This is a genomic window from Corynebacterium silvaticum (assembly GCF_004382825.2).
Lineage (GTDB): Bacteria > Actinomycetota > Actinomycetes > Mycobacteriales > Mycobacteriaceae > Corynebacterium > Corynebacterium silvaticum.
In genome coordinates this window covers 343,440-366,833 of sequence record NZ_SDQO02000003.1, presented here as the reverse complement: position 1 = coordinate 366,833, position 23,394 = coordinate 343,440, and the positions used below count along the sequence as shown (strand labels likewise).

General features: G+C 55.8%; 20 protein-coding genes. 13 read left to right on the top strand and 7 right to left on the bottom strand.

Going from position 1 to position 23,394, the window contains the following annotated elements; all coding sequences use genetic code 11:
* Positions 1–205 precede the first annotated feature (205 nt).
* Entirely contained in the window at positions 206–2,122 is a 1,917-nt protein-coding gene (locus ET810_RS09695) for an HtaA domain-containing protein (protein ID WP_171483278.1), read from the top strand.
* A gap of 11 nt (positions 2,123–2,133) precedes the next feature.
* Entirely contained in the window at positions 2,134–3,219 is a 1,086-nt protein-coding gene (locus ET810_RS09690; protein WP_087454709.1) for a hypothetical protein, read from the top strand.
* Positions 3,220–3,322: 103 nt separating this feature from the next.
* On the opposite strand, the gene ET810_RS09685 is transcribed toward ET810_RS09690, so the two are convergent.
* The 3 genes from ET810_RS09685 to ET810_RS09675 are packed head-to-tail and all read right to left on the bottom strand — an operon-like array spanning position 3,323 to position 6,545.
* Entirely contained in the window at positions 3,323–4,588 is a 1,266-nt protein-coding gene (locus ET810_RS09685; protein WP_087454708.1) for an LCP family protein, read from the bottom strand.
* A gap of 50 nt (positions 4,589–4,638) precedes the next feature.
* Positions 4,639–5,400 (bottom strand): CPBP family intramembrane glutamic endopeptidase, encoded by a 762-nt coding sequence (locus ET810_RS09680; protein WP_087454707.1) that lies wholly within the window; start codon positions 5,398–5,400, stop codon positions 4,639–4,641.
* Positions 5,397–6,545 carry an amidase gene (locus ET810_RS09675; protein WP_134316268.1) on the bottom strand — a complete coding sequence of 383 codons (1,149 nt, stop codon included), beginning with the start codon at positions 6,543–6,545 and terminating at the stop codon, positions 5,397–5,399. Before ET810_RS09675 ends, ET810_RS09680 begins: the two co-directional genes overlap by 4 nt.
* 35 nt (positions 6,546–6,580) lie before the next feature.
* Between ET810_RS09675 and pheA the strand changes: the two genes are divergently transcribed.
* On the top strand, positions 6,581–7,504 hold the full coding sequence (pheA, locus tag ET810_RS09670; RefSeq protein WP_134316267.1) for a prephenate dehydratase: 924 nt from the start codon (positions 6,581–6,583) through the stop codon (positions 7,502–7,504).
* Between the two features lie 3 nt (positions 7,505–7,507).
* Positions 7,508–8,173: a histidine phosphatase family protein gene (locus ET810_RS09665; protein ID WP_087454705.1), complete on the top strand. Its 666-nt coding sequence runs from the start codon at positions 7,508–7,510 to the stop codon at positions 8,171–8,173.
* 100 nt (positions 8,174–8,273) lie between these two features.
* Here ET810_RS09665 and ET810_RS09660 read toward each other — a convergent pair whose 3' ends face one another.
* Genes ET810_RS09660 through ET810_RS09650 form a run of 3 tightly spaced genes read right to left on the bottom strand, consistent with a single transcriptional unit; the run spans position 8,274 to position 10,428 of the window.
* Positions 8,274–8,621 carry a metallopeptidase family protein gene (locus tag ET810_RS09660; protein ID WP_013912553.1) on the bottom strand — a complete coding sequence of 116 codons (348 nt, stop codon included), beginning with the start codon at positions 8,619–8,621 and terminating at the stop codon, positions 8,274–8,276.
* The gene (locus ET810_RS09655) at positions 8,621–9,634 is read right to left on the bottom strand and encodes a septum formation family protein (protein WP_087454704.1); all 1,014 of its coding nucleotides are present in this window, start codon (positions 9,632–9,634) and stop codon (positions 8,621–8,623) included. Before ET810_RS09655 ends, ET810_RS09660 begins: the two co-directional genes overlap by 1 nt.
* A gap of 20 nt (positions 9,635–9,654) precedes the next feature.
* Entirely contained in the window at positions 9,655–10,428 is a 774-nt protein-coding gene (locus tag ET810_RS09650) for a GntR family transcriptional regulator (protein WP_087454703.1), read from the bottom strand.
* A 64-nt stretch (positions 10,429–10,492) separates the two neighbouring features.
* On the opposite strand from ET810_RS09650, the gene serS reads away from it, so the two are divergent.
* The 3 genes from serS to ET810_RS09635 all read left to right on the top strand — a co-directional run bounded on the left by serS (position 10,493) and on the right by ET810_RS09635 (position 13,604).
* Positions 10,493–11,752: a serine--tRNA ligase gene (gene serS, locus ET810_RS09645; protein ID WP_087454702.1), complete on the top strand. Its 1,260-nt coding sequence runs from the start codon at positions 10,493–10,495 to the stop codon at positions 11,750–11,752.
* A gap of 17 nt (positions 11,753–11,769) precedes the next feature.
* Positions 11,770–12,618, top strand: coding sequence for a lysophospholipid acyltransferase family protein (locus ET810_RS09640; RefSeq protein ID WP_087454701.1), 849 nt, complete (start codon positions 11,770–11,772; stop codon positions 12,616–12,618).
* 149 nt (positions 12,619–12,767) lie between these two features.
* Positions 12,768–13,604, top strand: coding sequence for a Cof-type HAD-IIB family hydrolase (locus ET810_RS09635; RefSeq protein WP_087454700.1), 837 nt, complete (start codon positions 12,768–12,770; stop codon positions 13,602–13,604).
* Positions 13,605–13,679: 75 nt separating this feature from the next.
* On the opposite strand, the gene ET810_RS09630 is transcribed toward ET810_RS09635, so the two are convergent.
* Positions 13,680–15,701 carry an N-acetylmuramoyl-L-alanine amidase gene (locus tag ET810_RS09630; protein WP_087454699.1) on the bottom strand — a complete coding sequence of 674 codons (2,022 nt, stop codon included), beginning with the start codon at positions 15,699–15,701 and terminating at the stop codon, positions 13,680–13,682.
* A 472-nt stretch (positions 15,702–16,173) separates the two neighbouring features.
* On the opposite strand from ET810_RS09630, the gene ET810_RS09625 reads away from it, so the two are divergent.
* The 6 genes from ET810_RS09625 (at position 16,174) to ET810_RS09600 (ending at position 23,249) form a co-directional block, all read left to right on the top strand.
* Positions 16,174–17,187, top strand: coding sequence for an ABC transporter substrate-binding protein (locus tag ET810_RS09625; protein ID WP_134316266.1), 1,014 nt, complete (start codon positions 16,174–16,176; stop codon positions 17,185–17,187).
* A gap of 15 nt (positions 17,188–17,202) precedes the next feature.
* On the top strand, positions 17,203–18,240 hold the full coding sequence (locus ET810_RS09620; protein ID WP_087454697.1) for a FecCD family ABC transporter permease: 1,038 nt from the start codon (positions 17,203–17,205) through the stop codon (positions 18,238–18,240).
* Position 18,241: 1 nt separating this feature from the next.
* Positions 18,242–19,018 (top strand): ABC transporter ATP-binding protein, encoded by a 777-nt coding sequence (locus tag ET810_RS09615; protein WP_087454696.1) that lies wholly within the window; start codon positions 18,242–18,244, stop codon positions 19,016–19,018.
* A 103-nt stretch (positions 19,019–19,121) separates the two neighbouring features.
* Positions 19,122–20,318 (top strand): UDP-galactopyranose mutase, encoded by a 1,197-nt coding sequence (glf, locus tag ET810_RS09610; RefSeq protein ID WP_087454695.1) that lies wholly within the window; start codon positions 19,122–19,124, stop codon positions 20,316–20,318.
* 384 nt (positions 20,319–20,702) lie between these two features.
* Positions 20,703–22,073 carry an MFS transporter gene (locus ET810_RS09605; protein ID WP_087454694.1) on the top strand — a complete coding sequence of 457 codons (1,371 nt, stop codon included), beginning with the start codon at positions 20,703–20,705 and terminating at the stop codon, positions 22,071–22,073.
* Between the two features lie 75 nt (positions 22,074–22,148).
* Positions 22,149–23,249, top strand: a complete 1,101-nt coding sequence (locus tag ET810_RS09600) for a glycerophosphodiester phosphodiesterase (protein ID WP_134316264.1) — start codon at positions 22,149–22,151, stop codon at positions 23,247–23,249.
* Positions 23,250–23,394: the final 145 nt, after the last annotated feature.

Genomic DNA, 23,394 nt, shown 5'->3' with positions numbered 1-23,394 from the left:
ACCATTGTGTTATGCAAAATAAAAAAGGTTTTCCTTAAGGGTTAATTTTCCGAGCTTATTGGGCCGGTAAAGAAGAAGCGACGTGGCTCACGTACCCCCGTCTTTAATTAATGTTAGGCATGCCTAATAAAACGGGTATATGGTTGTGTGCGCTCGGCTAGGGCCGGGTGAACTGCATAACTCGAAAGGAACTGCGTTGAACCGAATGCGACGCCATACGGCCACTATCGTGGCAACGTTTATGGCATCCTCCCTCGTTTCCCTCACACCAGTTGCATATTCGCAGGATGCCTCAGCTGAAGGCTCCCTGTCTTGGGGAATACGTTCTAGCTTTAACAATTACACCGGTGGTGCTACAAAGCTTTCCGACGGTGCCACCCGCTCCGATACATCCTTTACCTTCCCGCTGGTCTCCCAGGCTTTCGATGAATCCACCTCAAAGCTTGAAGCCCAATTCAAAGGTGAGGTCCTATACAAGAAGTACTGCAAAAACGCGGGGACAAAAGACCCTGTTGAAGACGATTGCTCGCTTGACCTCTCCATGAAGAACCCCAAGGTCGTCATTGCTCCAGAGGGCTCCTATATGGAAGCCACTGTGCGCTCGAAGCAATACACCATGGGGCAGTACTTCTCTCCTGAAAAGCCTGTCCGAATTGCAAACCTATATACGTCGGGAGCGCAATTTACGGATAGTGAAGGCAAGATCAGCTGGTCCGATATTGCCACCGCGCTAACCCCCGACGGCGTGAAAATGTTCTCTGATTTTTATAACGAGAATGAAGGCCTTGATCCCCTTGGTTTCACATACAAAGGCAAGGGTGTGCGCCCTGCCGGCGATCAAGGAGGCCTGCGAACCGCGGCCCAAAAATGGACGGCTCCAAAGGACTACGATCGCATCTCCCGCCCGTTCCTCTACGGCGAGAAAATTGTGATTGCGACCGCCGAATACGGAGTGACGCTTCTCGACGCAGAATTGCGACTGATAGCTAAAAAAGAATTACCCATAGATAAGCTGGCCACGGTCGCTTTCAATGCTTCAACAGGTGAGCTCTTTTACGCAGCATCGGAGGGGTCCTCTGATGCGAAGACGCTCATGAAAGTTGCCGTCTCTGGAGATGGAATCGGTGAGCCTACCAGCGTGGGAACTGTGCCTGAGACTATCCGGGGAATCGGCGTGGATCCAGATTCCGGCAAGTTCTTTGCAATTAGTGCTGAATCAGGCGACGACTCGGCCAGGGAGAGCGGTGGGCATCTCACCATTTTTGATAAGTCTCAGGACAAGCGATCGATAGCTCTTCCAAAGACTGCAGAAGTTCTGGGGGCGAAGGTTATCGATGGCGAATCGGTGTACGCCAAGATCTTTAATAATGATGACTTTGCTGAAGTCGCGAAGATGAACGACGGAACCTTTATCTTCCACCCAGGCGCTGCCGTCACGCTGGAAGATAACGACATCGCCACCAAGGGTTTCCTTTTCTCCATTGACTTGAATGCCTCCGATGATGCTTTCAAGTACATGAAGGGGTCTCAGTACCTAGAGCGCACAGCTCTTTCTGGGGTATCTACGGATGGGGAAACCATTTTGCGGTCTACCCATTTTGGTCGGGGCGGGGCACAAATGCTGAAGTACGCCGACCGCGATGTTTCTCCGATGACGGAATCCATACAGCTTTCTGGCGGAGAACTATGGGCAGGATCAGTTTTCCATGACGGAAAAATCGTTCAGCTAGACGGCAGAAAGGGCAACCTGAACTGGCTTAACCCTGCAGATTTGAAGGTGGAGAAGTCACTTCCCATCACCAACGGCAGAGAGACTTCCAACCGGCGACACGGTGACTTTTTAATCAATAAAAACGGCGACGTTTATGTGCAGACCTTGGATGAATCGACCGGTGACCTCAAGGAATACTACGTACTCACTCGCATGACAGACATGTCTAAACCGCCTGTGGCTAAGTCTGACAACGAAAACCGTCTCAAGGAAATCGAACGACGTGAAGCCGAGAAAACAAAGCCCTCACCCAGTGGAAAAATCATCGGCATTGTCTTGGGGGTCTTGGGCGGGCTTTCCGTTCTTTCCTTCTTCTTTCAAAACCATATTCGTAGCTTCTTGGGTCTCTAAAGGATATAAACATGAAAAACAACCGCATACTTTCTCTCACCATCAGCGCTTTGGCTACAGCTTCTGTGTTCACTGCGTCCTCGCTGGCGGCGACGTCGCCATTAGTCACTGCGGTGGCTAGCGCGCAGACTCACGATGCGATGCCGGGGAACTACATGATGATTAATAAGGCTGAGGATGGTGGTGAGTACGTCTCGGAATTAAAATCCTTGGTATCGGTGGCTAAAATGCGGCATTTGTACCATGCGGCATCAGGGGAACAAAAGTTTGAAAACTATGTTGGAGCGTCACCAGAGATTAGAAAGGCGCATGAAGAATCCGAAAATGCCTGTTATCTAGCAAAAGCTCGTGTATCGCTAGCAATACTTAAAGTAGAAGGTAACCAGCAAGCGCGAGAGATTGATATTTCACAAGTTGGTATTGACTTAGCGGAATCGAAAAAGGCGCTCCCTCTTGTGAAGACTATGGAGGAAAAATATCGTATTTTAGCGTTGAATGCTGATGCTGGAACGCCCAATAGAGCTCAGATAAACAACACTCATAAGATCGCGAATAACGGTGCAGATGGCTTACAACGGGTCATTTCTAAGTTGGAGTCAGGTGAAGAAACCTATGAGTACAGTGCGTATTCCATCCTCGACTGGAATGTTCAAGATCGCTTTATCGAAAAGATTAAAGGCGAACATCATTTAGGAGATGAAGAAAACCAATTAACGCCTTCTAAAGTTATTGATCCTAAAAAAATCGATAAAGATGAAATTCTCAAGGCAGCTCTGGAGAACAAGACAAAATTAGTTGCGCTCAATGGTACTTCACCAGCGCCAAAGCCTCAGGAAAAACCAGAAAAACCCAAGGCTGATACAGAGAAGCCGGCCCCCGAGAAGCCTAAAACGGATGCAGAAAAGCCCAAGGTAGACACAGAGAACAAGACTCCTGAGACGAAGGATCAGGTTCCGCCTGCTAAATCACCGCAGAAGCCGCAGATTTCTTGGTCTCCCACCACGTGGCCGTCATGGTTGAAGGCAATTGTGTCTTTGGGCGGCGTGGGCTTGCTTGCAGGTTTGGTGCATGTGTTGCTGCCGTTCTTGCCTCGTTAAAGGCACACCAAAAGCCTGAGCCAAAGGCTCACTAGGATGCTGTAAATACAGTGATGCCGTTGTGACTGCTCTAGTCACAACGGCATCACTCATAGGGCGATGGTTATCGCAAGGAGGCGAATAGTTGTTCAGCCACTGCCTTGTCCCAGAGGACCACGCTTCCTACGTCGTAGTTGGCAAATCCTGAGTAAGGGACGGTGACGGTGTCTACGCCTTCGCGTATTGCTAGGGCGACGCGGAAGAGGTGCCAGACGTGGTCTTCGCTGCCAACAGTGAAGCTTCCTGCCACGCTGTTTACGGTGGGGAAGAATCGGAATGGGTTGGCAAAGGTGCTGGTGGATGTGAGTTTATTAACCAGCGCCGCGAAAAATTCTCGTTGGCGCTGCACACGGTCAAGATCACCTAGGGGGGTGGCTCGTGTGCGGACGTATCCGAGGGCTGTTGGTCCGTTGACTTTCTGGCATCCGGCGCTGATGGACAGTGCCGCCAGAGGGTCGGTGATGGGTTCTGCGGGGCAGACCTCGATGCCGCCAACTGCGTCAACGACGTTGGCCAGCCCACCCATGCCGATTTCTGCGTAGTGGTCTACGCGCAGGCCGGTGGCTCCTTCCACGGTTTGGGTAAGCAGCGGTGCGCCACCGTAGGTGAAGGCCGCGTTGATTTTATCCATCCCGTACCCGGGAATGCTGACGTAGGAGTCGCGGGGGAGAGACAGCAGGGTTGCTTTGCCACTGGTGGGTATGTGGAGCAGCATGATGGTGTCGGTTCGCATGGAGCCGAGGTCGCCACCGGTTCCTAGGCGCTGGGCGTCGGCTTCGCTGAGGCCTGTGCGGGAATCTGAGCCGACGAGTAGCCAGTTTGTCCCGGCGGTGTTGGCGATGCGGTTGGCAGGGCGCGCGTTGGTTCGGTTGAGTTTGGTGTCCATCCAGAGCGTGCCGGCGATGCCGATGACCAAGACAATAACAACCAGCCACGTTAAGCTGGACAGACAACCGCGCGGGCGCAGAATCCGCCGGCGGCGTCGGGGTGCACTGGGCTGCTGGATGGCAGCCTGGTGGCGTTCAAAGTTGCGATTGGGTTGGAAATTCTGGGATTGGTACCCACGGGGGTCGGCGTAACCCTGGGACAGCTGTTGCTGCTCGTGCTCCGACGGGAAGTATTGCTGGGGGCGTTGCGGTTGCGCGGGGGCGTCGAAACGCGTTGCCTCCGGTTGGGGAACCTGAGCGTTACGACGCGGCCGTCGTTGCGGTGCGGTCCTACCTCGGCGACGTACGGGTCGACCGTAGCGATCGAGCAGGGGATTTCCTTGGGAGTCGCGCATGAACTCGTCACGCGATCCGCGTCCTGCCTGTGGCTCCTGTGGGTTCATGAGAATAAGCGTAGTAAGTTAAGGCCGTTTGCGGCTAACTTATCTCACATTTAAAGACCCAAGAACTGCAGATTCCCGCCGATGAGGGAGTAACCGACAAAGGCGACGGCATCGATAAGGAAGTGCCCGACGATGAGCGGCCAGACGTGCTGCGGGCGCCATCTGAGGTAGAACCACGTAAAGAGAAGCCCCATAATCATATTGCCGATTCCTGCGGAAAACCCCTGGTAGAGGTGGTAGGAGCCGCGTAGTAGCGAGGATGCTAGGAGGATGAGGCCGGTGGACATACCGAGCTGTCGAAGGCGCGTGCTAAGCCACCCGACCACCACAATTTCCTCTGCAAAGGCGTTGGCAAACGAATACAGCAGCAGAATAGGAATCGCCCACCATATGTCGAGCGAGCTTGGAATAACCTGCTTGGACAGTCCTAGATGCACCGCGGTGGCGTAGAAGGCAAGGCCTGGCACTCCGATAACAAGCGCGAGCACAGCGCCCCAGCCGATCTCTGTGAGCCACGCCTTTGCAGACGCGAGCCGAAGCAACGGGCCAGAAATGCGGCGCTCAGGGACATTGGTGGCCAGGAGGAATAAGGAGAGCAACCCCCACGCGATGAGTGTTCCTGCGCCGCACAGCTGCAGCGCAAGGTCGAGCCAAGGGGAATCTGCCCGGGAGGAATTAAGAGTGGTGCTCTGTTCGTTGAGAGCTATGGGGGAGAGGGTGGCGTCGATAAGCCTTAAAAGCGAACGCAGTCCGGACATGCCGAACGTGATAGCAAGAACCAGCCAGATCTCTACGTGAATGCGGCGAGTCATAATGCCTCCGCCACGCCAAAGAGCTCAGGCACGGTCGCGCGGACGGCGCCGAGCTGAATTCCCACCCCACGGTGCGGCATCGATAACGCGGCGTCCCCAGACATGTTGAACATGGTTCCCCACGGGGTCCAGCGGGTCTGAGCTGCAAAATCTTCCTCCGGTGCCATCGCGGAGAAATGCCCCACGGGTGGCGGATCAAACGCCAGGGTGGGAGTGAGCACGACGTCGATGTCCCAGGCAGCGCGCAGTAGCTTATCGACGCCCACGAAAATCCGCATGGCCTCCGCTTTCCGGGATGGAGACACACGGTGCCCGCAGTCGCGTAGCCACTCCACGAGCGGCGAGGCCGAGCCATGAATTTTGGTAGATTTTAGCGCCAGAATGTCATGAAAAGCCGCAAAGGGCTCGTCGCCATAAGGCCTGCTCACTGCGCTCACCGTGTGGCCAGCAGCGGACAGCCGCGCGGCTGCGTCCTCTACTGCGGCAAGAATATGAGGCGCAACGTCTATCTCTGCGTGGACAGGCTGCGTGAGCACACCAATGCGCAACGGGCGCTGTAGCGGGCGGATGTTGTGGAGGTAGGCGGCGTCGGCAAGCGTGCGGGTGAGGAACCCTTGGGTTACGGGGTTGGCTCGCGACGCATCGTGGGGTGGTTTGAAGCCCACGATTCCCGTGCATGCCGCCGGAACGCGGATCGAACCACCGCCATCAGAAGCGTGGGCGGCGCGCACCAACCCACGAGCCACCATCACCGCGGCACCTCCCGAAGAACCACCGGGCGTATGACCGTGAAAAACCGGGGCCACCAACCCCACAGGCTCTGTGTACGCAGTGAGTCCCAGCTCTGGAACGAGCGATTTACCAGGGACTATCGCACCCTGCGCCATGTATCTGGCTATAAAAGGGTCTGTTTCCGTCGCCATAACTCTGCGATGGATTGAGCCATAACTGGTAGGCATGCCTGCCACATCGGAGAGATCCTTGGCTGGGATTATCCACCCGGAGAGCCGCTGCGGTGCTAAGCCTGCCTGCATATCCGCCTGGCGGTGTGCTGCATCAGCGTCGAAATGAGCGAAGCCATGCTCTTGCGCGGACAAGCCGGCGACCTGCGTTGCGAGTGCGTCGATTCGCTCATGAAGTGCCATGACGAACACACTACTAGGCAGATAAACTAGCGCTCATGAAGATCGCCTATTTAGGCCCTGAGGGCACATTCACCGAGGCCGCACTATGGAAACTCGCAGAGCGACAGGGCTTTGTGGATGTTCGGGCGATTCCTATGCGCAGCCCGCGCGAGGCCGTGGATGCGGTTCGCTCCGGGGCAGCCGAATACGCATGTGTAGCCATAGAGAACTCCGTCGATGGTGCCGTGACCCCCACCTTTGATGCGCTGGCAGCAGCCGACGACGTGCAGATCTTTGAAGAAATTGATCTCCCCATCGCTTTTGCCATCATGAGCCTTGAGGGCCCAGACCCCGCTACCGCACAGACCATATCCACACACCCCGTGGCCTACCAGCAAGTCAAAGGCTGGCTCGCGCGGCATGCCCCGCAAGCAGAATTCGTAGCTGCCACCTCCAACGCTGCCGCAGCACAGCTGGTATCCGAGGGGAAAGCAGACCTTGCGGCCGCCCCACTACGCGCAGCCGAGGTATATGGCCTTTCCTTGATCAGTGACAACGTAGCCGACGTGGCCGGTGCTCGCACTCGCTTTGTTCTGATTGGTCAACCTGCACGCTCCACACCACGCACCGGCACAGACCGCACGGCGATCATGTTTATTCTGAAAAACGAGCCAGGGAGCCTGGTCGCAGCGCTCTCCGAATTTGCCCTGCGAGGAGTCGATTTATCGCGCATTGAATCTCGCCCTATTGAAAGCGGGCTTGGCTATTACCGCTTCCATGTGGACGTTAATGGGCATATCGACGACGCCCCCGTCGCAGAAGCACTGCGCGCCCTGTACCTGCGCTGTTCCGTACTTCAATTCCTAGGCTCCTGGCCCGCGCACCAGGCCAACTCGAGGGAAGCCGCCCTGACCGCGGATACTGATCTCATAGATCAAGCCGCCCGGTGGGTAAGTAGCATCAAGGAAGGGCGTCTTTAGAGGATGGGAACCATGGGTCGAATTATTCTGATGCGCCATGCGCGCACTTTTTCTAACGCTGCTCGTATCTTTGATACGCGGCCACCTGGGGCGGAACTGACTGTTCTGGGCCGGCTCCAAGCCACAGAAGCAGGCGCGGATTTGGCTCATATCACCCAGAACCTTGGTGGGGTGGTGTCTTCTGTCGCAATCCGCACTCAGCAGACGGCTGTTGCCGTGGTCAAGGCGTATGAAAAAACCTTGGGGCTTCCGGCGGATACCTATCCCATCGACGTGGACCCTCACCTGCGGGAAGTCTTTTCCGGGGAGTTAGAAGGAAGCTCGGCACCTGAGGCCCATGAGGCATATATCCGCGCTCTCGACGCCTGGATGAGCGGGGACTTGCACGCCGCAATGCCGGGAGGCGAAACCGCGCATGAGGTGATTGCTCGGATGCGGGCGCCCTTGGAAAGCCTTGCGACGCTATGCCGGGAGACCGGAAAAGACTATCTCGCGGTGAGTCACGGGGCTGCGATCCGCATTGCCACTCGATATTCTTCCGACGTGCCTGAAAGCGTGGCTCGGAATACTTACGTGGGGAATGCCTCTCTTATGGTCATTGAACCTCAAGGGGAATTCGGCCACTGGCATTGCGAGATGTGGGGTAGCAGGCCTCTGAATCTGCCGTGACACAAGGATGAACCTGCATTTCCATAGACGTTAGCTCCTCAAAGCCCTCACAACCGTGTCTATGTCTATGGAAATGCAGGCTGGGCTAGGTTAGTCCAGGTTAGGCATAGCCCAATCGGTGCAGATCTTCTTCTTCGAGCCCAAAGTAGTGGCCGATCTCGTGCATAACGGTGATACGAACCTGTTCTACGAGTTCTTCCTCGGAAGAACAGTACTTTTTGAGGGCTTCTCTATAAATAGTGATGGTGTCGGGGAGAAAACCGGCGTGATCAAAGCTGCGCTCGGTGAGCGCAACGCCATGGTAGAGGCCCAGGATATAAGGGGAGTCCTCGGCATAATCCTCGATGAGGATGGCAAGGTTGGTGATGTGCTCAGTGATGGACTCGGGGATAGCGGATAACGCCTGGTCTACGAGTTCTTCAAAGTGCTCATCGCTGATCTGAATCATTAGCGTGCTGGTTCTGGGTGCGGGCCGATGAGCGCTTCGGGGTTCACAATAGGGGCGCGCACCGGGCGAGAAGCCGGGGGCTGACCGTTGATGGTGAATCCGGTCTTGGCGCTGCCGGCGAGCGTGGCGAATTTACGATCCTGCCCAAAGACCAGCGCGCAGTTAACGCTGCGAGAGCCACCTGCCCACGAGTTTTCGGGGAGGGTAGTCCAGAAGGGCTGCAGCGTGGAGAAGTAGAGGGGGTCGTCGCCTCCCAAATAGTCCTGGGCTGCTTGCGTGCACACCTGCTGGAGATGTTTGTCTTGCTGCTCAAGGGAGGGGGTTCCCTCGGGGAAGACCGGCTGCAAATCTACGATGGCGGTGATTTCTAGCTGGTGCTCGGCACCGCAATCGACGACACGGGTGGCGCTGGCGGCGTCGACAAGCACGCATTCGCCGGGACGGAAGATGCGGGACTGATCTTGTTCAGCGGCGCGTCCGGACGTGGGGATGAGGGTGCCTTGGTCATCGGTTGCCTGTACACCACAGAGCAAGGTGCGATCCCCCTTCGACCAGGCATCTTGCGGCGGCAAAATCGAGGCAACCGAATACTTGCCCATCTGGTCGAAGGTGCCTTTCATGTACTGAATCGTGGGGTTAAGACATAACTCCTCACGCAGTTGGGCTTGGCGGGTGAGGTCGGGCATCGGAGCCTCGCTGCCAAACTCGGATGCGGGATAAGCCCGCAGATCTTCGCGGGAAGAGACCTCGAATCGGTGCTCACCTGCGCAGTCGGCTTGCTCAAAATTGGTAATTTTTCCCTCGTTGTCCTTCCACGTGAGACATGACCCCGAGTCAGCGGTGGTAAAGGACGCTGCAGACGTTTTGCTGTCTGAGGAAGGGCGTGACTGAGACTGCTTGGACGAACCCTCGCTCTGGGAAGAAAAAGAGTACGCGCCGACTCCCGCTGTGGAGATTAAAGCTCCGACAAGCAGGATACGAACTGCTGTAGCACTGCGCCAAGATTGAGTCATAGTGACCTCAGTCTACTTACTTACTTTGAAATAAAGGTCCGCAACGCAAATCTATCTGTGCGATAAAGAGAGGAACACCACTCGATGGGGTGGTTGCCCGCGCTGGCGTGACGCTCAACTTTGAGGAGGGGTTCTCCCACTTCAACGTCGAGAATCCGGGCGGTTTCTGCCGTCGCAGCGACTGCTGTGGTGATTTGTTCCGCGCCAGTGATGGAAATGTTGTAGGAATTTTCCAGAATCTGATAAACGGACTTATACACGTCGTTTTCTAGGAGATCTGGGGCAAAGGTCGAGTTGTACCACGCGTCGTTGAGGCAGAAAGGCTTGCCATTTCCTAGGCGGAGGCGCACGAGATGAGTATGCGGTGTGGCGGCGTCCGTGCGGAAGAATTCTTGGACCACGGAATTGGGGGCCGACCATGCGGACGCCAAAATCTTGCTGGAGGGCTCGATACGACGCGCAGACATCTCGTCCGTAAAGGAAGCGAGTTGGAGGCGGGTGACCATCGGAGATTGCGCCACAAAGGTGCCCTTGCCGCGGCTGCGGCGGAGTTGACCGGTGGCTACGAGGTCGCCGATGGCGCGTCTTACAGTAATTCGGCTTACTCCATAGGCCTCTTCTAAAACGCGCTCACCAGGCAACATGTCGCCAGGCTTGAGCTCTGTACGGCAGAGTTCTTCCAGTATTTCCCTGAGCTGTTGGTGCTTTGGCGTGCTGGTTCCGTCAGTTAGGGTTCTGGCGGGCAACCCCAATCGAGTGTCGACCATAGGTATCAGTGTAGCCGTGCTGGTCATAACCAGCCATGATTTTGGTCATGTTGTGACCTACTAGTTAGTGGAAGGCGGTAAGGTCGGATGTGTGATTGATCTGAAATTCCTCCGCGAGAACCCCGATATTGTCCGCGAATCCCAGCGTATTCGTGGCGAAGACCCTGAGTTGGTAGATAAACTCCTGGTCGCCGATGAAGAACGACGTGCTGCAATCCAGGTTGCAGACGAGCTCCGCTCCGAGCACAAGGCCTTTGGCAAGAAGATTGGCCAGGCCGCTCGGGAAGAGCGTGCAGCCCTGCTTGAAGGCTCGAATGAGTTGAAGACAAAGGTCAAAGAAGCGGAGGATGCTCAGTCTGCCGCAGAGGCAAAGGTAGACGAGCTTCAAATGCTCTTTAGCAATGTTGTTACCGATGCCCCTGCTGGTGGCGAAGATGACTTCATTGTTTTGGAGCACGTTGGTGAGCCGCGCACCTTTGACTTTGAGCCCAAGGATCACCTGGAACTTGGCGAGTCTCTGGGACTGATCGACACCAAGCGCGGCACAAAAGTAGGCGGCGCACGTTTCTACTATCTCACCGGCGACGGCGCATTCTTGCAGTTGGGAATGCTCAATCTTGCTGCACAGAAGGCACGCGACAATGGCTTCCAGCTGATGATCCCACCAGTGCTGGTGCGTCCAGAGATCATGCAGGGAACCGGCTTCTTGGGCGCTCACTCTGATGAGATTTATTACCTTGAGCGCGATGACCTTTACCTAGTGGGAACCTCCGAGGTGGCCTTGGCTGGCTACCACAAGGACGAAATCATTGACCTCAACAAAGGGCCGATTAAGTACGCTGGTTGGTCTTCCTGCTTCCGTCGTGAAGCCGGCTCTTATGGCAAAGATACCCGCGGTATCCTGCGCGTTCACCAGTTTGACAAGCTTGAGATGTTTGTTTTCTGTAAGCCAGAAGACGCCGTCGAGCAGCACCAAGCGCTCCTGAAGATGGAACGCGACATGCTTGCAGCCGTGGAGGTTCCGTACCGCGTTATCGACGTTGCCGGCGGCGACCTAGGGTCCTCTGCAGCTCGTAAATTTGATACTGAGGCATGGATCCCCACCCAGAACACCTACCGTGAGCTGACCTCTACCTCTAACTGCACCACCTTCCAGGCACGTCGTCTCCAGACCCGTTACCGCGATGAGTCCGGAAAAGCCCAAACCTGTGCCACCCTCAACGGAACCCTTGCCACCACGCGCTGGTTGGTTGCGATCCTTGAGAACAACCAGCAAGCAGATGGCTCAGTCATCGTTCCTGAAGCTCTGCGCCCATTCGTGGGTAAGGACGTCTTGGAGCCAATCAAGTAAGAGGTATTTGGGTAACCATGAACAGTGGATGGGAAAAGCGGGGCATTTGCTGGGTGCCAAAGGGCTTGCATAAAGTCCCGAGGCATCCAGAAAGTCGAGAGTGGTTTTACGGCCGAATCGTGGCACGGCTGGTAAAAGGTCTTCTCCGCGCTCAAGCTATCGAACTTACGGTAGAGGGCTCGGAAAATGTCCCTGCGCAGGGATCGGCGCTGCTGGCGATCAATCACACAGGCTATTACGACTTTATTTTCAGCGGCGCTGCGGCCAACCTTCGTGGTGGGCGACTGACCCGATTCATGGCTAAGAAGGAAATCTTCGATGTGCCTGTAGTGGGCAAACTTGTGCGGATTATGAAGCACATCCCTGTCAACCGGGCTGCCGGCGCAGGTGCTCTCGATGAGGCAATTAAGCATCTCCAGCAAGGGCAACTTGTGGGTATCTTCCCGGAGGCCACAATTTCCCGGAGTCTTGAGATCAAAGAGCTCAAGAGCGGTGCCGTGCGCATCGCTCAGCAAGCGAATGCCCCCCTCATTCCCGTCGCGGTCTGGGGTAGTCAACGAGTATGGACTAAAGGTCTGAAGCGTGATATCGGACGCAGCCACATTCCCGTGTGGATTCGGATCGGCGCACCCGTGTCACTCGACGGCACCGTGGAAGAAGCCACGCAACGCCTCCGCGAAGCGATGATCGAGCTACTCGACGGAGTACGCGCGGAGTACGAAAAGGCCTACGGCCCGTTTGCCGGTGGTGAGCCGTGGCGCCCTGCATCCATGGGCGGCTCTGCGCCCACCGTGGAAGAAGCTGAACGCATTGATGCAGAACAGCGGCGTATTCGCGCAGAGAAAAAGGCTAAGAAACAGAAATAAGAGTTTTTAGCGTTTGACGCCCAGGGTAGTAGCTTATCCACGCTACCGCCCTGGGCGTCATCTTTATGTTGCTGCCCCCGTGGCTGTCTCCGCCCTAGACAATTGTCACGTCAGGGCGGGACAATGATGGGTGACGTATTCACATTCCCTTGGAACCGGAGGACCGCATTGTGACGTGGGAACCCAAGCTCATTGTGAGCGACGTAGACGGAACGTTCCTCGATTCTCGGGAGCGGGTGTTACCGGAGCTGCGCGAGGTTGTTGAGCGCGCCGGGGCTCAGGGAGTCTTTTTTGCTTTGGCCACTGGCCGTCCTCCGCGGTGGATTTACCATGTGTTGGATCAGTTGAGTATTCGCTCTATCTGCGTGTGCGCCAATGGTGCTGTTCTTTATGATTCGGAAAGCGACCGCGTCCTGCGTGCACACAGGCTCAGCCCCGAGGTTCTGCGCACTGTGGTCAGCGCAGTGAGGGAAAATCTTGATTGTGGAATTGCCGTTGAGCGTTCGGGGGCTTCTGCCTTTGACCACCCTGCGGAGCTTTTTGCTGTGACGCCGGGCTATGTTCATGCGTGGGAAAGCGACGAACACGGCATGGAGACAGAGAATGAACTCTTGTCGCGCCCAGCTATGAAGCTTCTTTTGCGTAACGACGCCCTCTCTGCCAACGAGATGTACGCACTGGCTGCGCCGGCTATCCCCGAAGATCTAGCTCACGTTACCTTCTCCATTGACCACGGGCTTTTAGAAGTTTCCGCTCCGGGCGTGAACAAAGCAGCGGGGCTGCAAGACCTGGGTGAGTTGCTGGGTGTGGATCCTTCCGATGCAATAGCCTTTGGCGATATGCCTAACGACATAGAAATGTTGCAGTGGGCAGGGCGCGGCGTGGCTATGGGCAACGCTCATGAGGCGCTTAAGCAGGTCGCAGATGAGATAACCACGAGCAACAATGATGCCGGTGTGGCGAGGGTCCTTCATCGTTGGTTCTAGAAGAAAACGACGGGAACAAGCCGTGAGTAGCTTGTCCTCGTCGTTAAGCATTTTCTTTAAGACGCACCTGGAGCACTAGTTTGTGTGAATATCTATTGCTCCAGTAGCTGGGTTGAACGTGATGTAACCGTGCTGGAAATCTACGCGGTATTCCTCGCCGGACTGGTACTGCGTTCCGGTGGGCAGCCCCAGTGGGCCTGCGTCGAAGCCCTGTTGTGCCCAGGCGTCACCGATTGCGCCCCACAGCGCGTTTGTGCCGGTAGACGGGGTGGAGACAATGATGCCGTTGTCAAAGAGAGCGTATTCGACCTCTTCACCGGTCTTGGACGCATAGGTGGCTACGCCGGAGCGGGGATTGCCTAGTACCGGGCCAAAGACGGTTTTAATGTCATTCCATGCGCGCGTGATCTGGGAGTTGCTGAGCAGATCAACCACGCGAGTGATAATCGGTGGGATCTGTGAAAGCTTCAGGCCGTTAATCACCTGCACATTGCCCACGGTGCCCAGGTTGCCAGGGATAAGCCCCTGGGTAGAAGCAATGGTTGCAGCGAGGAGCAGCAAGGATCCGCCCGCAGCCACTGCAGAATTAAGATCTTTGGGCATCGACGATCCAGCCATCTTGTTTATCAACTCGGCGATATTTGCTACTTGAGCATTCGGCTGAGCGGGTGCCGGGTGATACGGTGCCGGGGTATCACCGCGCGGTGGGGTGTTCTGTATTCCGCCAGACTGAGCGGTGCCTCTCTTGATGGAGTCGTACTTCTGCTTGGCGGTTGTTCGGATATTACCCATTTGCGCATAGGCGTGCTGGCCCGGGCATGCGGTGTTGCCGACGTCGCGGTGGGCAAAGATATTAGGCAGATTCACTGCTTGTCCCTTGGGGTAAGGGGTGTAGCTGGTTCCCTCAGAGTAATGGGTTTCAGAGCCAGTGGGATCGATGCCTGCGACAGCTGAGCGCCATCCGGCAAGCTCGCCGACAGATTTGATCATCGCCGGTGTGGTAGGAGCAGTGTCGTAGTTACCCAGCATGGAGATAGCCCAGGTGTTTTCGTTGAATCCACCAGCGTGAGCGCCCCATACGTTGCGGTTCAATCCGCCGTAGCGTCCCTCGTACAGGTTGCCGTACTTGTCCGCTAGCGATTGGTATCCCACGTCGCACCAGCCCAGAGTTTGTGCGTGGTACTGGTAGATGCCTCGGACAATTCCGGGGGCCTGTGCCTCGGAGTAGTTGTTGGAGCCTGCGGTGTGGTGAATCGTGATGCCCTTGACGCCGTCAAAGTAGCTTGGCTGCTGGCATCGGATGGACTCATTAGCGCCCCAACCCTTGCGGGAGATAACCCGGGGCATGCCATCGGAATCGGCGGTCATCTGTATGCCATTTTCCGGTAGCTGAGATTCGCCGCCCTCAATAAAGACGACATCGAATTCTGAGACATCATTGGTAGCGGTGATATTGGTTGCCTCTGCTACAGGCTTGATGTCACCAAAGTTGGAAGGCAAAGGAGCCATGCCATGTACTGCCGGGTTTTCCACGGGGCCTGCTGGCTGGGCATCTGCTGCTGGTTGCTCAGCTGCCGGCTGGGGTGCTGCCTCAGCATTGGGTGGTGTTGCCGGAGCGCCGCCGGTGATATCCACGCCGGACATAGACACTTGGATTGTGTTGGTTGGCTCGATGTAGATCAGGTCGGTGCCACGTTTTTCTGTATCGCCTGCGCCGTAATCGAGAGGCTCGGTGTCGTACCACTCGGACCAGGTTCCGTCGGCACGCTGAGCGCGGACGAAAGCTGCGATGTCCTTTTCGCCGTTCCACGTGATCGCGAACTGCGAGAATGGCTGGTCGCGGTGGAACTGCTTGACGGTGCGAGCACCTGTCTCGCCTTGGGCGGAAATGGCTGCGTCGTTAACGGTGACGCTCTGGCCAGAGGCGAGGCTGTCTGTGCTCACGCTGGTTTCGATGGGGTCGATACCGGTGTTATCGGTATGCAAGATCTGGTTGGCGCCAATGCCAACGGCTGCGGAGGCCAAAAGTGCCACTGCGGAGACGATGGCAGTGACTGGCCGAGTCGGTGTGGGGACTAGGCGACGTCGTTGCTGCACGATAGTGAACTCCCTAATGAGGTGCGTCTGGGAATATTGCGAACTGTTGAGAAAATGCAAAATCCCTGTTCACTCTAGTGCATTTATGTGAAAGTTGGAACACTTGTGATAGGTGTGGCGGAATTTTTATAGGGAATTGTGCACATAGGGGAGTCGTATGCGCTGCCGCGATCGCATAAAAGGCTGGGAAAAATCCGGATGATGTGCGCCGTATTCCGAAGCTTTATTGTGGAAAACTTCACGGGAACTCAAAAAATAGCTCTCAACTAAAGCGATAAAACAGCAGCTAGATGTGGGTAAAAATGGTTTTTCTTGCGTGTGTGGACCGTATCGTGAACCCCAGCACATTGCCCGCGCTGGGCCTGCCAGATAGGGCACGGTAATCAAGTCCATACCTCATAAAAAGGAATTCCCTCGGGTGCGGATAAGACCTCACGTACCCCCAAAGAAAAAGAAGGCAGCACGCACCATAATGATGTCACGCAAGAACTCGTTAGCTCGCGCTGTAGGAAGTGCCCTCTGCGGCATTGCTATCGCTGCAGCAGCACTAGTTGGCTGCAGCTCTAGCGACGGCGGAACAGCATCGAACAACACAAAAAATGCGGACGCGTCACAGAACTTTCCCGTCACCGTGAAATCAGGAGTTTCCGGCGAAGGCGAGAGCGTCACCCTGGAACAAGAACCCACAAGGATCGTGAGCTTATCGCCGAGTGCCACTGAAGTTCTCTATGCGATCGGCGCAGGAGAACGCGTGGTGGCGGTAGACAAACACTCCAATTACCCGGCGGGAACCCCCATCGTCGATGGGCTATCAGGATTTAAGCCCAACCTTGAGGCAGTGGTATCCCACGACCCAGATCTTGTCGTGGTTTCGCGGGAAGACGACACCTTTGTAGCTGGGTTAAATGCGGCAAAGATCCCCGTGTTGGTGTTGCCTGCCGCAAAGAAACTCGACGATGTGTACTCGCAAATTGAAAGGCTAGGAGTAGCGACTGGCCATATCGCAGACGCTACCTTGCGGGTTTCGGAGATGCAGTCCGATATTGAGGCAGCGGTGAAGACCGTGCCAGAGTCCATTACAGGTGCTCATCTCTCCTACTATCACGAAATCAGTAGCAAGTTATACGCGGCGGCCGATAGCTCGTTTATCGGTCAGGTCTATGCGCTTTTTGGTATGAAGTCCATAGCGTCGGGCACAAAGGACTACCCGCAGCTCACAAACGAGGCCGTTATCGACGCCAACCCGGACGTCATTTTCCAAGCCAACCAAGGCTCGGAAAAGATCACCCCGCAGGATCTGGCTGCTCGCCCTGGTTGGAGCACAATCAAGGCCATAAAGAACGGTGCGATAGTGCAGCTCGACCAGGATCTGGCCGCTCGTTGGGGTACTCGGTTGCCGTTGCTGGTTAAACAGGTTGCGGAACAACTCGTGGCGCTTCCTCATGAGGTGATTGCCCATGGCTCTGCAGCGCCAGTGGCCCACTAATCTGCGTCCTAGTCCATGCGAGAACGAAACCCTTTAACGGTATTTCCAGTGGTCATGGTGTTGAGCATGATCGTGCTGGGATGCGTGGTTATCGCCGCGGCTCTTGTGGGTGCGGTCGGCATCGGCCCTGGCGACGTTCTCCGCGAGCTTCTCGGCGGACACGTGTTGAGCGAACGTCATCATGCGATATTGTTCAACGTTCGGTTGCCCAGGATCGTGCTGGCCGTGATCGTGGGGGCCATGCTTTCTGCGGCGGGTGCCGCATATCAGGCAGTGTTTCATAATCCCCTCGCAGATCCCTATCTGTTGGGAGTAAGTGCTGGTGCGGGGCTTGGTGTCACTCTGGCGGTGGTCTTTGGGGCCACCATAGGATTTAGCCTTGGCGGCGCGGGAATCATCAGCGCGGCTTTTGTGGGCGGCGTAGCTGCGGTTGCTGTGACATGCGTCTGCGCCGGCGTGATGGGCGGTCAGGCAACGTCGAGTGACGCTACGACCGTGGTTCTCGCAGGTGTGGCAGTGGCGGCGTGTGCGTCTGCGGCGCAGACCTTTGTGCAGCAGCGCAACATAGACACCATTCAACGTATCTACGCGTGGATGCTGGGAAGCCTTAATACGGCCGGCTGGTCAACGGTGGGATTGGTGATATTGCCCGTGGCGTTGTGCGTCGTGTTGCTGTGCCTAAGTGTTCGTCTGCTTGACGTGATGACTTTGGGTGATGAGGAAGCCGCAGCATTGGGCGTGCACCCGCAACGCGCACGGCTCATGCTGGTGGGAGTGGCCACGCTGGGAACCTCGGTGGTCGTTGCGGTATCCGGCCTCATCGGGTTTGTGGGGATTATCGTTCCGCATGCGGTTCGACTGGTGGTGGGGCCAGCTCACCGGCGACTTATCCCGCTTACTGTGATCTGGGGAGGTATTTTTCTTCTCGCTGCGGATACCGCGGGGCGAACCGCGATGGCCCCGGCGGAACTGCCAGTGGGTGTGGTCACGGCTTTCGTGGGTGCGCCTTTCTTCCTTTTTGTACTCCACCGCCACCGTCGCGGAAGGATGTAGCATGCTTGACGTACGCAACCTCAGTTTTTCTTATGCCAGGACGCAGCAGATGGCCTTGGAACACGTGAGCGTGTTGTGTCCAACGGGACGATGGTTGTCTCTTGTCGGGCCTAACGGGTGTGGAAAATCGACGTTGCTGAGCGTGATTGCGGGGGTGCGTCGACAAGCATCGGGCGATGTGTACATGGATGGTGTGTCTGTGCGGGGGCGGAACCGGAAAGAATGGGCGCGCACGGTGGCTCTTATGCCGCAGCACCCTACGCTTCCTGAAGGGATGGGTGTGATCGACTACATCAAGCTTGGTCGTTATCCTCATCGCACCAGCAACAATGAGCTGATAGAGCACACTATCCGCGACCTTGATCTGGAGCCTTTTGTTGGCGCGTCTGTGACTCAGCTATCGGGAGGGGAGCTGCAGCGGGTGGCCTTAGCGCGCGCTTTGGTGCAAGAGCCTGCTGTCTTGCTTCTCGACGAGCCCACGTCAGCCCTGGACATCGGGCACGCCCAAGAAGTGCTTGAGCTTGTCGACGCGCTCCGCGTCACCCGACAACTTACCGTCGTTGCGGCCATGCACGATCTGACATTGGCAGCGGAGTACAGCGACGAGGTGGCGTTGCTGGATCAAGGGCGAATAGTCGCACACGGAACCCCGGCGGAAGTGCTGACCGAGGAAACTATAGAAAATATCTATGAGGCCACTGTAGATGTGACTTTTATCGGCGATGCGCCGGCAGTGATCCCACGGCGGAAGTGTGTTCTCTCTGAAGAATCGCCCTAAGCTGCGGCTTTATATTCGGAGTTAGCTGTTATGAGATTCATGTGCGATTAAAGATGCATCCCGGATGTTCATAATGTGCAAAACTCCGATAGGCTTTTGCATCATGAAGGAATTTGATCTCATTGTCGTAGGCTCAGGTCTCTTTGGCCTCACCATTGCAGAGCGCGCCGCTAGCCAGCTCAACAAAAAGGTGCTCATTGTTGAACGCCGTAGTCACATGGGCGGAAACGCCTATTCTGAAGCAGAACCTGAGACTGGCATCGAGATCCACAAATACGGTGCACACCTCTTCCACACTTCTAACAAGCGCGTGTGGGAGTACGTAAATCAATTCACGGATTTCACCGGCTACCAGCACCGCGTGTTTGCCATGCACAAGGGCACTGCTTACCAATTCCCCATGGGCTTGGGTCTGATCAACCAGTTCTTTGGCAAGTATTACTCGCCAGATGAAGCTCGCGCGTTGATTGCTGAGCAGGCTTCTGAGATTGATTCCGATAAAGCAACCAACCTGGAAGAGAAGGCGATCTCCCTCATCGGTCGCCCGCTCTATGAGGCGTTTATCCGCGATTACACGGCTAAACAGTGGCAGACGGATCCCAAGGAACTTCCCGCTGGAAACATCACTCGCTTGCCCGTCCGCTACACCTTTGACAACCGCTACTTCAACGACGATTACGAGGGACTGCCCGTTGACGGTTACGCCGCATGGCTAGAGCGGATGGCTGACAGCGAGAACATCGAAATCCTTCTGGACACAGATTGGTTTGAAGTACGCGATGAGATTCGTGCTGCAAGCCCTGACGCGCCCGTCGTCTACACAGGACCACTGGATCGCTACTTTGATTTCGCAGAAGGCGATCTGGGTTGGCGCACCCTCGACTTTGAGACCGAAGTGCTAGAAACTGGCGACTTCCAAGGTACACCGGTGATGAACTACAACGATGCTGAGTTCCCTTACACCCGCATCCACGAGTTCCGTCACTTCCACCCAGAGCGCGCCAAGCAGTACCCTTCAGACAAGACTGTGATTATGAAGGAATTCTCTCGCTTTGCAGAGGAAGGCGACGAGCCTTATTACCCGATCAACACCCCCGAGGACCGGGCAAAGCTTGAGGCATACCGCAAACTAGCTGCGGCGGAAGCGCGGGATAACAAGGTTCTCTTTGGTGGACGCCTGGGAACCTATCAGTACCTGGATATGCACATGGCTATCGGTGCTGCGCTGAGCATGTTTGATAACAAACTCGTTCCTTACTTCAACGAGGGGCAGCCGATCGAGCAAGAGCGTGGACACTAAACGACCGTAAAAATCAGGGCCGTAAAGACGCAGTGAATTCTGCATCTTTACGGCCCTTTTTATGCTTTTCGACGTCCACAACACGCACGTGGCACAACCGTGGGGGGATTGCGCCACGAGGCGCTCCAATCTGGATGAGAAATTTTTCACATTCCTGCCGTACGCAGCCACCTACGGTGCAGTAGGAAATGATTGTAGGCCTGGGAAAATCTCACTAACTAGGCAAAAGGTTTGTGGATATTGTGGGATTTTTCCAGGATTAACACCCCCGTCGCTAGCTAATATGGATGGTAATCCTATGCTTTGCATTCCCTCATGTACTGGCGGGCGTCGAGTAGCTCAAGCATTGTCATGCGCTACCAACCTCGCATGAAAGGAACAGAAATGAACCTTGGATGGCTAGCTGCACCTCCTGCGGCACCTCGTCGTAGTGAGGAGGAGGTTGCGCGGCTCTACCCGCGCCTGCGCCTGCAGGTATTCATGGGTATCTTCATCGGATACGCAGGCTTTTATCTGATCCGCAACAACATCTCGCTTATCGCGCCGTTGCTGATCAGCGACACTGGTATTGACAAAGTAGGCATTGGTCTTATCGCCAATGCCGTTCTTTTTGCCTATGGTCTGTCCAAGTTCTTCTCTGCGATGATCTCGGATCAATCCAATGCCCGGTACTTTATGCCCTTGGGTCTTGCGCTGTCTGCTCTGGTCAACCTGGGCATTGCTTTTGTGCCGTGGCTCTCGGCTTCCGTTGCGGTGTTTGCCATCGCGATGTTTATCAATGGCTGGGTGCAGGGCATGGGGTGGCCACCGGCAGGTCGCGTGCTCGTTTATTGGTACTCCACCAACGAGCGCGGCTGGAAGACCTCGTTGTGGAATACGGCGCACAACGTTGGCGGTGCCGCATTGCCGTTCCTCGTTGGTATCGGTCTGGCGCACATGAGCAATTCTTGGCAGGTAGCGTTCTGGCTTCCGGCGCTGGTGGCACTGCTGGTTGCGGCTCTTGGCTTTGTCCTGATTCGGGATACGCCGCAGTCGCAGGGTCTGCCGCCTATCGAGGAATATCGCGATGATCCAGCGAAGGTGGAAGTTGATCTTCAGGACGGGCTGACCACCTTCCAGCGCATCCGCAAGCACGTGCTGACCAACCGCACCATCGTGATGCTCGCAGTCGCAAACGTCTTTGTGTATGCCTTGCGCTACGGCGTTCTCAGCTGGATCACTGTGTTTCTCCATGAGAAGCACCATGCGGAAATCGGTGCGGGGCTTACCGGCTTTGCCGCCTTTGAGCTTGCCGGCATCCTAGGAACAATCCTCTGTGGCTGGATGTCCGACAAGATTTTCAAGGGGTATCGCTCGGGCGTCGGCATGCTGTTTACCGTTCTCGTAGCCGTGTGCATATTCGTGTACTGGCAGCTTCCTGTGGGATCGCCGATGTGGATGCTGATTCTGCTGGTTGGCCTTATCGGCGGCTTGATCTACGGCCCGGTGATGCTGATCGGTTTGCAGGCCATTGACCTTTCCCCGCACAACGTCGCGGGCACCGCTGCAGGCTTCACCGGTTTGTTCGGCTACCTGCTGGGAGCCACCCTGGCATCAAGCGGTGTGGGCTTCCTTGTGCAGCACTACGGTTGGGATGTTACCTTCATAGTATTCGTCGCGTTCTCCGTTATTACCGTGATTCTCTTCGCCGTGGTTGGACGCGATGAGCGTGAGCTTATGCGCAGCCACAATGAAAAAGCACAGTCGCGTGCTTAAACCACTAAAGCGGGTCCCACCGGGCCCGCTTTTTCACTACCCATTTGTCGCTATGTATTTGGAGGAACCGTAACAATGCGTTTGGCTGGAAAATACACAAAGTCCGCAAGTGCGCTCGTGCTTTCAGGGGCTCTAGTTCTCACAGCGTGTGGTACGTCGCAGGAATCTGGCAAAGGGGCGTCGAGTAGCTCTGCTGCGGTGACAAAGGAATCGGCCGTAGTAAACCCCGTGGTTAAGCACCTGGACATGCAAGCTCACCGAGGTGGGCGCGGGGAGCACACCGAGGAGTCGCTCACCGCTTTTGAACATGCGCTTTCGCTTGGCGTAAGCACTCTGGAATTTGACATCGTGATGTCCAAAGACGGGGTTCCCGTGGTGTGGCATGACCCGGATGTTCAGGAAGAAAAATGCCGCGACACTGAGCCCGCCGCCACCCCAAACGACCCGCAGTTCCCGTACGTGGGCAAGCTGCTCCATGACCTCACCTGGGAGCAGCTGAGTACTCTGCGCTGCGACAAAAAGTTGGATAAATTCCCCAACGCGGAACCCGCTAAAGATAACCAGATGATTCGTCTGGAAAGGGTCTTCCAACTCACCCAAGAGCGTGGCGCAGACGTGATGTACAACATCGAAACCAAAATCGAGGCGGACCACCCAGAGAAGTCTGCTAGCCCGCAAGAATTTGTCGACGCCATCCTCAACGCCTCAGATAAAGCCGGTGTGACAGACAAAGTAATGCTCCAAAGCTTTGACTGGCGCTCGCTTCCGCTAGCAAAGAAGCATAACCCCAAGATCCGCACCGTAGCGCTTTACGACGAAACCACCTGGCTCGAAGGTTCCCCCTGGCTCGGAGACATCGACTACAAGTCCGTCAATGGCGACGCACTCGAAGCGGTAAAGAAACTCGGCGCAGACATCGTAAGCCCCGGCTACACAGTTCCATACGGCAAGACTGTCGCAGACGCAGATTATAAGCCCGTAACCACGCCTGAGTATGTGAAAAAGGCTCATGACCTGGGACTCAAAGTGGTCCCGTGGACAGTTAATGATAAAGCTACGATGAAATCCCAGATTGAAGCTGGCATCGACGGCATCATCACCGACTACCCAACAATCCTGCGTGAGCTTGCTGAAGAAATGAAACTCGATCTTCCGCCAAAGTATCCGGCGAAATAGGTGAGAGGTTAGGGACTGAAAACTATTCTGTAGCTTTTATAAAATAAGGCGCGCTCTAAGTCGGAGCGCGCCTTATTTTATGTGTTGGGTGAGTGGTTATTGTCGTTTTTGAGAACGCTAGAAATCGCGACCTGGGGGTTTATCA